This window comes from Sphingopyxis sp. H115, assembly GCF_001468465.1.
Taxonomy (GTDB): Bacteria; Pseudomonadota; Alphaproteobacteria; order Sphingomonadales; family Sphingomonadaceae; genus Sphingopyxis.
Window position 1 is genome coordinate 148,952 of the sequence record NZ_LNSA01000004.1, and the last position, 13,177, is coordinate 162,128.

General features: G+C 63.3%; 9 protein-coding genes. 8 read left to right on the top strand and 1 reads right to left on the bottom strand.

Going from position 1 to position 13,177, the window contains the following annotated elements:
• The first annotated feature begins 25 nt into the window (after positions 1 to 25).
• Positions 26 to 2,497, top strand: coding sequence for a TonB-dependent receptor plug domain-containing protein (locus tag ATE71_RS04735; RefSeq protein WP_058802325.1), 2,472 nt, complete (start codon positions 26 to 28; stop codon positions 2,495 to 2,497).
• Positions 2,498 to 2,533: 36 nt separating this feature from the next.
• Here ATE71_RS04735 and ATE71_RS04740 read toward each other — a convergent pair whose 3' ends face one another.
• Positions 2,534 to 3,439, bottom strand: coding sequence for a LysR substrate-binding domain-containing protein (locus tag ATE71_RS04740; RefSeq protein WP_058802326.1), 906 nt, complete (start codon positions 3,437 to 3,439; stop codon positions 2,534 to 2,536).
• 55 nt (positions 3,440 to 3,494) lie between these two features.
• On the opposite strand from ATE71_RS04740, the gene ATE71_RS04745 reads away from it, so the two are divergent.
• From ATE71_RS04745 to ATE71_RS04775, 7 genes are all read left to right on the top strand, one after another.
• Positions 3,495 to 4,565 carry an amino acid ABC transporter substrate-binding protein gene (locus tag ATE71_RS04745; RefSeq protein ID WP_235587902.1) on the top strand — a complete coding sequence of 357 codons (1,071 nt, stop codon included), beginning with the start codon at positions 3,495 to 3,497 and terminating at the stop codon, positions 4,563 to 4,565.
• Positions 4,562 to 6,754 (top strand): ABC transporter permease subunit, encoded by a 2,193-nt coding sequence (locus ATE71_RS04750; protein WP_235587903.1) that lies wholly within the window; start codon positions 4,562 to 4,564, stop codon positions 6,752 to 6,754. The genes ATE71_RS04745 and ATE71_RS04750 overlap by 4 nt, the downstream gene beginning before the upstream one ends.
• Complete coding sequence (gene metC / locus ATE71_RS04755) at positions 6,744 to 7,991, top strand: cystathionine beta-lyase (protein WP_058802328.1); 1,248 nt, start codon at positions 6,744 to 6,746, stop codon at positions 7,989 to 7,991. Before ATE71_RS04750 ends, metC begins: the two co-directional genes overlap by 11 nt.
• Positions 7,988 to 8,740 (top strand): amino acid ABC transporter ATP-binding protein, encoded by a 753-nt coding sequence (locus ATE71_RS04760; protein WP_058802329.1) that lies wholly within the window; start codon positions 7,988 to 7,990, stop codon positions 8,738 to 8,740. Before metC ends, ATE71_RS04760 begins: the two co-directional genes overlap by 4 nt.
• A gap of 283 nt (positions 8,741 to 9,023) precedes the next feature.
• Positions 9,024 to 11,729 (top strand): TonB-dependent receptor domain-containing protein, encoded by a 2,706-nt coding sequence (locus ATE71_RS04765; protein WP_058802330.1) that lies wholly within the window; start codon positions 9,024 to 9,026, stop codon positions 11,727 to 11,729.
• Between the two features lie 11 nt (positions 11,730 to 11,740).
• Complete coding sequence (locus tag ATE71_RS04770) at positions 11,741 to 12,445, top strand: PepSY domain-containing protein (protein ID WP_058802331.1); 705 nt, start codon at positions 11,741 to 11,743, stop codon at positions 12,443 to 12,445.
• Positions 12,442 to 13,176, top strand: a complete 735-nt coding sequence (locus tag ATE71_RS04775; protein WP_058802332.1) for a PepSY domain-containing protein — start codon at positions 12,442 to 12,444, stop codon at positions 13,174 to 13,176. The genes ATE71_RS04770 and ATE71_RS04775 overlap by 4 nt, the downstream gene beginning before the upstream one ends.
• Position 13,177 lies beyond the last annotated feature (1 nt).

A 13,177-nucleotide genomic window follows, 5' to 3' on the forward strand; every position in this document is an offset into this window, starting at 1 on the left:
GAGCTTTCGTAAATGGGAGGGGACCATGAGGAAATTGCTTCGCACCAGTGGCTCGATAATTGCCGTTCTGGCCGCCACGTCGGCCGTCGCCGCTTTCGCACAAGATACCGCCGAAGAGGCATCGAAGCCGGGCACGACGCAGGGCGAAATTATCGTGACGGGCACGCGGCGAAACGATCTCAAGGCGGCTGATTCCGCCCAACCGATCGACATCATCTCCGGCGCCGAATTGCTCGAAAAGGGCACGGCCGACATGAACGACCTCCTCCGCACCGAGGTCCCGTCGCTCAACGTCCAGCGCCTCGTCAGCAACGACGGCGCCGTCTTCACCCGGCCTTTCTCGCTCCGCGGCCTGCCGCCGGACCAGACGCTGGTGCTCGTGAACGGCAAGCGGCGCCATCGCGGCGCGACGGTCCAGTTCACCAATGTTCCCTATATCCGGGGATCGCAGGGACCCGATCTTTCGGCGATCCCGTCGATCGCGATCGGCCAGCTCGAGGTTCTGCGCGACGGCGCGTCGGCGCTCTATGGATCGGATGCGATCGCGGGCGTGCTCAATTTCGGTCTGCGCCGCGACCGCGAGGGCGGGCTGCTGATCGCCCGCTACGGCCAATTCTACAAGGGCGACGGCGAGGATTTCCTCGTCCAGGGCAATGTCGGGCTTCCCTTCACCGACGCGGGTTTTGTCAACATCAGCGGCGAATATGTGAACGCCAGCACGACGTCGCGCGGCATCCAGCGTCCCGACGCCCAGGCGCTCATCGATGCCGGCGTTCAGGACGTCCCGGTCCCGGCGCAGCGCTGGGGCAATCCCGAATCCGAGGCGGCGCGCATCTTCGTCAACGCGGGCATCGAACTGTCGGACGAGATGGAGTTCTACACCTTCGGCAACTACAGCTGGAGCCGCGGCACGACGGCCTTCTTCTACCGCAACCCCAATGCCAGCTTCATTTCCACCTCGATTCCGCTCACGGGTACGCCCGGAGGACAGCGGTTCAGCTTCCGCCAGCTGTTTCCCGGCGGTTTTACGCCCGAGTTTGGCGCGACGGTGACCGATGCCGCGCTGGCATCCGGCCTCAAGGGCGAATTCTCCTCGGGCCTGACCTATGACCTCAGCGCGTCCTACGGCCAGAACCATGCCTCCTACCGGATCGACAATACCGTCAATCCGTCGCTCGGCCTCGCTTCGCCGACATCCTTCAAGCCGGGGCAGCTCGAACAGCGCGAACTCGCCTTCAATCTCGATCTCACCTATCCCATCGCGATCGGCACATCCGACCCGCTGACGCTTGCTGGCGGCCTCGAGTATCGGCGCGAGACCTACGAGATCACGGCCGGCGACATGGCATCTTGGCAAGTCGGACCCTTCGCGTCGGTCATCGATCCCGACACCGGAAACCGCGTCGGGCTGCCGGTCGGTTCGAACGGCTTCCCGGGCTTCAGTCCCATCCAGGCAGGTGAGTTCGCGCGCAGCAACTGGGCTGCCTATACGTCGCTCGAGGGCAATATCACCGAGGCGCTCCAGTTCGGTCTCGCGGGTCGCTACGAGAATTATGCGGACTTCGGCTCGAAGTTCACCTGGAAGGTCAACGGGCGATATGATTTTTCGGATGTCTTCGCGGTGCGCGGTTCGGTCAACACGGGGTTCCGCGCGCCGACTCCCGGCCAGTCAAACGCGTCGCAGGTCCAGACCAACATCGACTCGGTGACCGGAGCGCCGCTTACTGCGGGCATCATCGCACCCAATAATCCGGTGGCACAATTTTTCGGCGCGACGCCGCTCAAGCCCGAGAATTCGTTCAACCTGGCCGGTGGCATCGTGGTGAAACCTTCCAATCGGGTCACCCTCACCATCGACTATTTCAACATCAAGGTCGAAGACCGGATCGCCGTTTCGGGCAACTTCAACCTCACCCCGGCGCAGCGCGCGCAGCTCGCTGCCCTCGGCATTCCCGGCGGAGACTCCTTCCAGCAGGTGAGCTTCTTCACCAACTCCTTCGACAGCCGTACCCAGGGCGTCGACGCGGTGCTCACCGTGGGCTTCGACCTCGGCGGCGGCAAGGCCACGCTCGGTCTCAACGGCAATTATACCAAAACCGATGTCATCAAGGCCTCGCCGGTGATCACTGCGGACCGCGAGCGTCTGCTCGAGCTCGAGGGCTTCGTTCCGAAGTGGAAGGGCAATGCGTCCTTCACCTACGCGGGTGAGCGCTTCGGCTTCGTCGCACGTGCAAATTATTACGGCAAATGGACCGACTATGGCGCGGCCCCGGCTGCCGACCAGACGGGCGGTGCCGAACTATTGGTCGATCTCGAGCTGTCCTACAAGGTCAGCGACATGCTCAAGCTTGCGGTCGGCGGCGAGAATATCTTCGACAATTATCCTGACGTCGAGGCGCGGCAATCCCAGATCAACAACGGGATCCGATATCTCCGCTTCGCGCCGACCGGGTTCAATGGGGGCTTCTGGTACGTCCGCGCGACCGCCTCCTTTTGATCGGTGGCCGTGAGGGCCGTGCGGCGACCTGTGTCTTCAGCTGGCGTCGGAGCCGAACATCGCGTCGCGGTGGGATTCGAGCACCGCTATAAAGGCCGCAGCGACTTGGGACATCGGCTTCAACTTCGGCGTGAAGAGCATATATTCGAAATGGACCTCCGGCGCGAAATCACGGACCGTAAGGCCCCGCTCGGCATAATCCGCTGCGGTCACGGGGTTGAGAATCGAACATCCGACCCCCTGCATGACAAGCGCGCAGATGGTCATCGCATATTGGGTTTCGATGACCATCTCGCGGTGGACGCCCGCGTCTTCGAAAATGCGGTCGATGCGGTGACGCACGCCATCCTCGAGCGCGAGCGAAATGAAGGGCTCACCTTCGAGATCGGCCGGCCTGATGACGTCCCTGGCCGCGAGCCGGTGACCGGCAGGGAGAACGCAGGCGCCGGGGCAGCGCAGGAAGCGCTCCATCCTTATGCCGGGCAGTTCGCGCGCCGGCGTTGCGAGCCCGATGTCGAACTGCTGGTTCGCCATCCATTGCCGAACCGTCGAGGAGCTGCGGGTCTGGAGCTGAACGGTGACGCCGGGATGTGTCTCGCGAAAGGCCGCGATCACGCGCGGCAGGAAACTGACCGCGAGCGCCGGGAGGGCGGCGATCCGGAGCGTACCGGTCGCCATGTTGCGAATGTCTTCCGCTACTCGCTTCAGGGCCGCAATACCCGAGAAACTCCGCTCGACTTCATAGTAGAAGGCGTCGGCTTCGGGCGTCACAGTGAGCGCGCTGCCGCGCGAGCGCAGGAAGAGCTGAAAGCCCAGCTGATGCTCGAGCTCGGCAAGCATCTTGCTCACTGCGGGTTGCGACAGGTTGAGCGACTGTGCGGCCTGGGTAACCGATCCGGAGAGCATTACGGCTCTGAAGGCTTCGAGGTGACGCAGATTCATCGAATATCCCTCCCTATAGCTATTTCTTATGGCGCTAGCATCGAAAGCCTCGTTTATGAATAGGTCGCACGCACCGCGCCGCTGGCTTCCGGCGCTGCTCGCCGCCGGCGCCCTGCTTCTTGGCGGCTGCGACCGCGAGCCGGCCGGCACCGGCGGATATGAGATTGCCGCGGCGAAGGGATCTACGCTCGCGCGGATTCGCGCGCGCGGAACGCTCAATTGCGCCATTCATACGGGTCAGCTCGGTATGTCCTATCTCGACAAGCGCGGGCGCTGGCAGGGGTTCTTCGTCGATTATTGCCGGGCGCTCGCCGCCGCGGTCCTCGGCGATGCCCGCAAGGTCCGGTTCATGCCGGTCGCCTCGAACAAGCGCTTCACGATCGTGCAGACGGGCGAGGCCGACGTCCTGTCGCGGACGACGACATGGACGCTGACGCGCGACACCGACCTCGGGGTGAATTTCGTCGGCACCATGTATTATGACGGGCAGAGTTTTCTGGTGCCGCGTCGGTCGGGCGTGCGGCTGCCCGCAAATCTTGACGGCGCGTCGATCTGCATCACCAAGGGAACGACTTCTGAACTCAACACCGCCGAATATTTCGAGCGCAAGGGGCTACGCTTCCAGTCGGTCGTGTTTGAGAATCCCGAGGAAGCGAAGCTCGCCTTCTTTGCGGGACGATGCGACGCGATGACCACCGATGCTTTCACGCTCACTGTGATCCGTCTCGCCGATGCCGCGCATCCCGACGATTATGTGGTGCTGCCCGAACGGCTCACCAAGGAGCCGGTCGGCCCCGTCGTGCGCAGCGACGACGAGCAATGGTATGAGATCAACAAATGGGTGCTGAACGCGCTCTTCGCTGCCGAGGAAATGGGGGTCACCCGCGCGAATGCGGCGCGCATGCGCATGACCTCGCGCGACCCCGAAGTTCGCAAGATGCTTGGCGGCCTGCCCGGATTCGGCAAGTCGCTCGGCCTCGACGATGACTGGGCGTATCGGGCGATCGAGGCGACGGGCAATTATGGCGAAATCTTCGACCGGCACATCACGCCGCTCGGCGTCGAACGCGGGCAAAATAAGCTCTATCGGGACGGCGGGCTGATCTACCCGTTGCCGATGCGATGATCCCGGCGCGGAGACGGCTTGCGATCGCTGCGCTGCCCTGGCTGCTTTTGGCAGGCGGACTTGTGGCCGCTTATGGCCTGTTTGCGACATTGACGGACAATCTCGCGGACCGAAACATCCGGACGGGGTTCGGTTTCCTGTTCGACCGGGCGGGTTTCGCGATCGGTGAAACGCTGATCGCTTACGCGCCGGGCGATTCCTATGCCGCGGCGCTGGCGGTGGGTCTTCTCAACACGCTTCTGATATCGGCGCTCGGTATCATCTTCTCGACCTTGCTCGGCCTCGCGGTCTGCATCGCGCGCCTGTCGTCCAACTGGCTGCTTGCGAGGCTCTCCGGCCTATATATCGAGCTGGTTCGCAACATTCCGCTGCTGCTCCAGATGTTTGTCTGGTATGCTGCGCTGCTGTTCGGTCTGCCCGGCCCCGGTTCGGGCGCCGTCGGTGCCCTCGACCTCGACAATCGGGGATTGCACCTCCCCGCGCTCTCCTTGGCCGATCCGGGACGGCCGGTCTTGCTCATCGCTATGGTCGCCTGTGCGATCCTGTTCGGTGCCGTGCGGCGGGGGCGCGCTCGTGCTCGCACGGTGCTGGCCCTCGCGGGCATTGTCATGGTTCCGCTCCTGCTGTGGGGCGGGATCGATCTGCCGCGGGCGGGGCGCTTCGGAACCATCGGCGGCCTGTCGCTCTCCACAGAGTTTCTGACGCTGGTCGCCAGCCTTTCGGTCTATGCCTCGGCCTATCTGGCCGAGATATTCCGCGGCGCGATCCTCGCGGTTCCCGCAGGGCAGACCGAGGCCGCCAAAGCGCTTGGCCTGTCGCCTGCACAAACAATGGGACGGATTGTGATGCCGCAAGCGCTGCGCATCGCCATACCGCCGATGACGAGCTGGCATCTCAACACGATCAAGAATAGCTCGCTGGGGGTCGCGATCGGATATCCCGAGTTTGTCTCGGTGGTCGATACCGTCATCAGCCAGACAGGCCAGGCGATCGAGGGCGTCGGCCTGATCGTCGCGACCTTCCTTCTGCTTTCGCTGTCCTTATCGTTCGTCACCGGCCTCTATGCCCGCCGGCTGGGCTGGAGCGTCGCCGGGCAGCCCGGCCGGAGCATCCAGTCGGCGCCCCTCGAACCGTTTCCGCTGCGCCCGGTCGCGGCGTGGCCGACATGGGTGCGGCGCAATCTGTTCAGGGGAGGGCGCCAATCGATCTTGACCATCGCGATTCTCGCCGTGACGGCGGCTCTCGCCGGCAAGGGATTGTCGTGGTTGTTGTTCGACGCAACCTTCGCAGGAGGCGCGGCCGAGTGCCGTTTGGCCAGTGGCGCTTGTTGGCCGTTCCTCCATGAAAATGCGCGGCTTATATTGTTCGGAACCTATCCCGAAGCCGAGCAGTGGCGTTCCGCCGCGGCGGTGGCGGCGCTGCTTTCCTGTCTCGCGCTCTCCTTCGTCCCACGGTTTTGGCGCAGCCGCCTCGGCCTGGCCTGGCTCGGCGCGATCGCAGTGGCGGTACTTCTGCTGCGCGGCGGGTTCGTGGGCCTTTCCTACGTGCCGATGGAGAAGTGGAGCGGCCTGCCGGTCACATTACTGCTCGCGAGCCTCGCGGTGGTCGGCGCGTTTCCGCTGGCCATACTCCTCGCATTCGGCCGCAGGTCAGCGCGGCGCGGCATTCGCTGGCCGAGCATCGCCTTCATCGAGCTGGTTCGTGGAACGCCCCTGATCGGCGTGCTCTTCCTCGCCGCGGTCCTGTTTCCGCTGTTCGTGCCCTCTTATCTCTCGATCGACAGCCTGCCGCGGGTCCAGCTCGCGCTCATTCTCTTCACCGCCGCTTATATGGCGGAGGTCATCCGGGGCGGCCTACTGGCGGTTCCCGTCGGGCAGGCCGAGGCCGCGCATGCTCTTGGCCTCACCAAATGGCAGGCGCGGCGCCACGTCCTGTTGCCGCAGGCCCTGAAAGTCAGCGTACCAGGACTGGTCAACACTTCGATCAGCGAGGTGAAGAACACGACGCTCGTCCTCATCGTCGGCGTCTTCGATTTGTTGCAGACGACCCGCCTCTCCTACGTCGAGGCGCAATGGCGACCCTATTTCGCCGAAGCCTATCTTTTCACCGGGACAATCTTCTTCCTCCTTTGTTTCTCCCTGTCCCGGCTCAGCATGAAGATCGAACGGAAACTGAACTATGCAGGATAATCATGACGGAAAATGGCTCGAGGAGCCGGCGGGCTCGAAAGGGCACGCCTGGCAGGATCCGACGCGTGCCGTGCACGGCGGTCCCCGCCCTCGCGATCAGCGGGGCCTCATCAATCCACCCGTCGACCGGGCCTCGACCATTATCTACGACAGCGTCGAAGCCTATATGGACCGGCACCAGGGGCTCTACGATGAGGTCATCTATGGCCTGTACGGAACGCGAACGACCTTTGCGCTCGCCGAGGCTGTCAGCGAACTCGAAGGCGGCTGCGCCACCGTCATCACCTCGTCTGGAACCAGCGCGATCGCGCTAGCCCTCACGGCTTTCGTGGCCGGGGGGGATCATCTGCTCGTTGCGGATTGCGTCTATGGGCCGACCCGCAAGTTTCTGACCGACGTTCTCGCGCGTTTCGGGGTCGAGGTGGAATATTTCCAACCCGATATCGGAGCGGATATTGCCGGGCTGTGCCGCAGCAACACCCGGCTCATCTATATGGAGACCCCGGGCTCGCAGACATTCGATATGATCGACGTGCCGGCGATCACCGCGGTCGCGCGCAGCCGGGGCATTTTGACAGCCGTTGACAACACTTGGGCGACGCCGGTTTTCTTCAAGCCCTTGGCCCATGGCGTCGACATCTCGCTTGCCTCGGCAACCAAATATCTCTCGGGACACTCCGACTGCCTGCTCGGCACGATGACCGCCGCCAGCGATGCCGTCTACCGCCAGCTCAAGGACGCCGCCGCGCGCTGGGGCAACTGCGCGAGTCCCGACAATTGCTATCTCGTCCACCGGGGCATCAGGACGCTCGATGCGCGCCTTGAACGCCACCAGCGTACCGCAGCGACGCTGATCGACTGGTTTGTCGAGCAACCCGAAGTGGTTGCGGTCCGCTATCCGGCCCATCCCGCCGATCCCGGCCATGCGATCTGGAAGCGGGATTTCACCGGTGCGTCCGGATTATTCGGTGTTCAGCTCGATGGCCTGACCCCGCCCGAAACCAGCGCCTTTTTCGACGAGTTCTCGTTATTCCAGCTCGGTTCGAGCTGGGGCGGCTTCGAAAGTCTCGCAGTGCCGGCGTGGCCCGCTCCGATCCGCGATTTTCCCAATGGCGAGGCAGATGGGGCGCTGATCCGTATTCACGCCGGTCTCGAAGCGCCTCAGGATCTGATCGCCGACCTCGCCGCAGCCTTTGCGCGGGTACGGGCGCTACGCGGTCGGGGGCAGGCGTCATGACCCACGGTTCGGGCCACGCCGCCGTCAGCTTGCGGCAGGTCGACAAATATTATGGCGCCTATCATGCGCTCCGCTCGATCGACCTCGAAATCACTCCGCGCGAGAGGATCGTGATTTGTGGACCTTCGGGTTCGGGCAAATCGACGCTCATCCGCTGCATGAACATGCTCGAGGTGCCCGACTCCGGCGCCGTCCTGATCGAGGGAACCAGGATAACCGAGGCGTCGCAGGAGTCAGTTGCGGCGCTCCGCGCCGTCGGCATGGTCTTTCAACAGTTCAATCTGTTCCCGCACAAGACGGTGCTGGAGAATTGCACCCTCGCGCCCGTCCTGCTCGGCGGCTTGTCTCTTCCGGAGGCGGAGGCGCGCGCCATATCCTATTTGGACAAAGTGAGGATTGGCGACCAGGCGGGCAAATATCCGGGGCAGCTTTCGGGAGGGCAGCAACAGCGGGCCGCGATAGCTCGCGCTTTGGCGATGGAACCCCGGATTCTTCTCTTCGACGAGCCGACATCGGCGCTCGATCCCGAGATGATCAAGGAGGTACTTGATGTGATGACGGCCCTTGCCGGCGAAGGACGGACGATGGTGTGTGTGACGCACGAAATGGGATTCGCGCGCGAGGCGGCTGACAGAATTCTTTTTATGGACCAAGGGCAGATCATCGAAGACGCAACCCCGGCCAATTTTTTCGCCGCGCCGAAAAGCGAGCGCGCACGGACGTTTCTCGAACAGATACTCTCGCATTGAGCGGTTCATGTCGGCCGCCTCAAGCTGTGCCGACCCACTTAATCATGTCATTTCATGAGCAAGCCGAGGGAGGAGCCAGCCGGCTCCTTGCGCGAAAAGGCTCGGGTCAGCAAAAAAATTTCAAAATTGATGAGGGGTAGAGCTTTTGGGTGCGTATCTAGTAGGTATCATGCGTCCGCAATTTCCTGCATAACTAATTGATATGATTCAATAAATTCCTATTGACCTGTATATACATTTGATGCTCTCTGAGGGGAATCAGCCAACCATCAGGGGTTTCGCTATGATGACCAGGACAATTTTGCTCGCCAGCGCCGCAATGGTCGCTACCTTCGCAACGCCGGCCCTTGCGCAAAGCGACGCTCCGGCACAGGCGCCAGCCGCCGAGGACGCCCCCAACGCTTCTGACATCGTCGTCACGGGATCGCGCATTCGTCGCCAAGACCTCGCGGGCGTCGGTCCCGCCACGGTCGTCTCGGCCGAGCAGATCGAGAATACCGGCCTGGTGAATATCGAGACCGTGCTCCAGCGACTCCCCGCCAACGCCGGGTTCGCCGGAAACCAGACCTCGGCCTATTGGGCGAACAACGGCTATGGCACAGCGCAGGTCAACCTGCGCGGGCTTGGCATCAAGCGGACGCTCGTGCTGCTCAACGGCCGCCGCCTCGTCGCCGGCGGCACCGGCGCGAACTCGTCGCCCGACCTCAACATGATCCCGGTCGCCGCGCTTGCGCGCACCGACGTCCTCAAGGACGGCGCCTCGGCCATCTATGGCGCCGACGCGATGGCCGGCGTCGTCAACCTGGTGACGCGCACCGACTATGAAGGGCTTGGCCTCAGCGTCCGCCAGGGGATCACCGAAAAGGGCGACGGCTCCGATTTCACCGCCGACCTGCTCTGGGGCATTCGGGGCGATCGCGGCGGCTTCATGGCGGCGGTCACCTATCAGAAGACGAAGGCGGTCAACATGGCGACGCGCGCGCCTTGCTCGCTCGCCGAGGTTACGCCGGGTCAGCTCTCGTGCGTCAACAGCGCCTCGACGATCGGCGGGCGCGCGGTGCTTCCCAATGGGCAGCAGATCAACTTCAATCAGACCCCTGGCGGCGACGGCGACTTTTTCGAGCCGTACAGCGCGGCCAAGCATAATTTCAACTCAGCGCCCTTCCTCAACGCGGTCAGCCCGGTCGAGCGCGTGAGCACCGCCTTCTTCGCCGATTATGACCTGACCGACAATATCGAGGCGTTCGGCGAGTTTCTCTATACCTTCCGCAAGTCGAACCAGATCGCGACCCCCGGCACGCTGCGCAACCTCGCGATCGCGGCGAGCAATCCCACCAACCCGACCGGCGAGAATATCGTGCTGATTCAGCGGCGCCTCGCTGAGCCGGGGCCGCGCCAATTCTTCCAGGAAACCGACACGTGGCAGGGCACGTTCGGGCTGCGCGGAAAATTGTCGAACAACTGGGCGTGGGAAGTCGCGGGCGCATTCGGGCGCAACACTGCGGTCGATGGATCGACGAACATCGCCAACCTCGAGCGCGTCCGCAACACGATCGACACGACGAAGTGCAGCCTTGCAGCGGGCGCGTCGATCCCCTGCGCTGACTATCTGGGCGCCGGCGACCTGACGCCCGAAGTGCTCGACTATATCCTTTTCACCTCGCGCGATCGCGGCGGCAACGAACTGGCGACGGTCACCGCCGATCTCAACGGCAGCCTGTTCAATCTTCCCGCGGGTCCGGTGTCGTTCGCGACGGGGGTCGTCTATCGCAAGGAAAAGGGCTGGCGCGATCCCGATCCGCTGACCGTGCTCGGCATTGCCAACACAAACCAGCAAGACCCGATTTCGGGCTCAACCACGGCGAAGGAAGCGTATCTCGAACTGTCGGTGCCGATCCTCGCGGGCAAGCCTTTCTTCCAGGCGCTGACGCTGGACGGCGCGGTACGTTATTCGGACTATAATCTGTTCGGCAGCGACTGGAATTACAAGGCCAGCCTCGACTGGATGATCAGCGACAGCTTCCGCCTGCGCGGCACTTATGGCACCGGCTTCCGCATCCCCAATGTGCCGGAACTTTATGGCGGCGTGTCGGAAGGCAATCTGACCACGACCGACCCCTGCTCGCGCTATTCGACCAGCGGCAATGCGACGCTGATCGCCAATTGCCAGGCCTCGGGTGTTCCCGCCAACTATGTCCAGCTCGGCACGACGATCCTGACCACCGTTGGCGGCAACGAAAATCTGAAACCCGAAAGCTCGACGACCTGGACCGTCGGGACGGTGATCTCGCCCAAGGGGCTGGTGCCCGGCCTGTCGCTCACCGCCGACTGGTTCGACATCAAGATCAAGGACGCGATCCGCGCCATCCCCGGCTCGACCAAATTGTCGATCTGCTACGCGAGCCAGAATCTGTCGCATCCCTTCTGCGACGATTTCACGCGCAGCCCGCTGACCGGCGAAGTGACCTTCCTTTCGGCGCAGCCGATCAACACCGGCCGCGAGGAAATGAACGGGCTCGATCTGGGACTCGTCTACGCCGGCGGCGTCGGCAGCGTGAACCTCTCGCTCGACGTCAATCTGACCTACCTCAACAAATATGTCGTGCTGCCCTTCCCCGGCGGCGCGCCGATCGATTTCGACGGCTTCATCGGCGGCGGCAACGGCGGCTATTCGAAATGGCGCGGCTATGGCGTGCTGACGGCCGAAAAGGACGGCATCAGCGCAACCTGGTCGACCCAGTGGATCGGCAAGGCGACCGACTTCAACGCCGCGCCGGGAGAGATCGGCTATCGCACGCCCAATGTCTTCTATCACAATCTCCAGCTCGCATACGAGATCGACGAAAAAACGCGCTTCCAGCTCGGCATCGACAATCTTTTCGATCGCAAGGCGCCCTATATCCAGTCCTTCACCGATGCGAACACCGACACGATGACCTATGATCTGCTCGGCCGGCGCTTCTATGTCGGCTTCCGAACGGCTTTCTGAGGAACCGGGAGATGGCAATACGTTGGCCGCTGGTCATCCGGCGCACGCATAAGTGGCTGGCCCTCGTCATCGGCGTTCAAGCGCTGCTCTGGGCGCTGACGGGCATGTATATGGTCGCGGTCCATATCGACATTATCCACGGCGATCATTTGGTCCGCTCCCCGGCGGTCCAGCCCTTCGACCTCGACGGCTTGGCCCCGCCGTCGAGGGTCGTCGCGGCCGCGTCGGGCGCATCCGAACTGCGTCTCCAACGCTTTTCGGGGCGGCCCGTCTGGCGCGCCGAGACGCCCGACGGGGCACGATTGTTCGATGCGCGTTCGGGTGCGCCGCTGCCTGCCCTGACCGAGTCCCAGGTCCGCGAGCAGGCGCGGCGCATCTACACGGGCGATGGCAAGATCGTCTCGGTGCGCCTTCTGACCAAGTCGCCGCAGGAAATGCAGGCGCGCAAGCCGCCCTATTGGCAGGTCGAATTTGAAGGCTGGAACCGGCCGACGCTCTATCTGTCGCCGACGACGGGCGAACTCATCTCGCGCCGCCACGCGCTGTGGCGCGTTTTCGACTTCGCGTGGATGCTGCATATCATGGACTATGACGAGCGGACGGACGTCAACAACCCGCTGCTCCGCGTCGCGACCTGGAGCGCCTTTGCGATGGCGTTCTCCGGAGCTTGGCTGCTGATCTGGTCCTTCAAGCGCCGCAAAAGGAAACAGGCATGAAACGCATCCGGCTGACCCCGCTCTTTTTCCGGCGTATCCATAAATGGGTGGGGCTGATCCTCGGTCTGCAGTTCCTGCTCTGGGCGCTCAGCGGATCGGTGATGGCGCTGCTCGACAAGGACAAGGTCGGCGGCCACGGCGGCGGCATGTCGCACGCGCATCCGCTCCCGGCCGGGGAATATTTCAACATCGCCAGCTTGCCGCGCGGTGAACCGGTCACCGGGGTGGTTTTGCGCGATCTTGGCGCCCGACCGATCTACGAACTCCGCACCGTGAAGGGCGTCCGGCTGGTCGATGCTACGAGCGGCGAGGACATTCGCGTCGATGCGGGGATGGCCCGCGAAGTCGCATCGATGATGAACGAGGCACCGATCCGCAAGGTGAGCGTGATTGCGAAGCCAAACCTGGAATCACGCGACCATGAAGGTGCGATGTGGCGCGTCGACTTTGCCGACGCCGAGAACAGCAGCGCCTATGTCTCGCTCGACACGGCGCGCTTCCTCGTGATGCGCGGCGATACCTGGCGGACGTGGGACTTCTTCTGGATGCTCCACAATATGGACTATGTGAACCGCAAGAGCTTCAATCACCCGTTGATCATCTTCGTTGCATTCGGCGCGCTGTGGCTTTCGGGGACCGGATTCTACCTGCTGTTCAAAAGCTTCAGCCGCGCCGATTTCCGCTGGCTTCGCCGTCGCCGCAAGCCCATCGTTACCCGCAGCACGGCCTGAC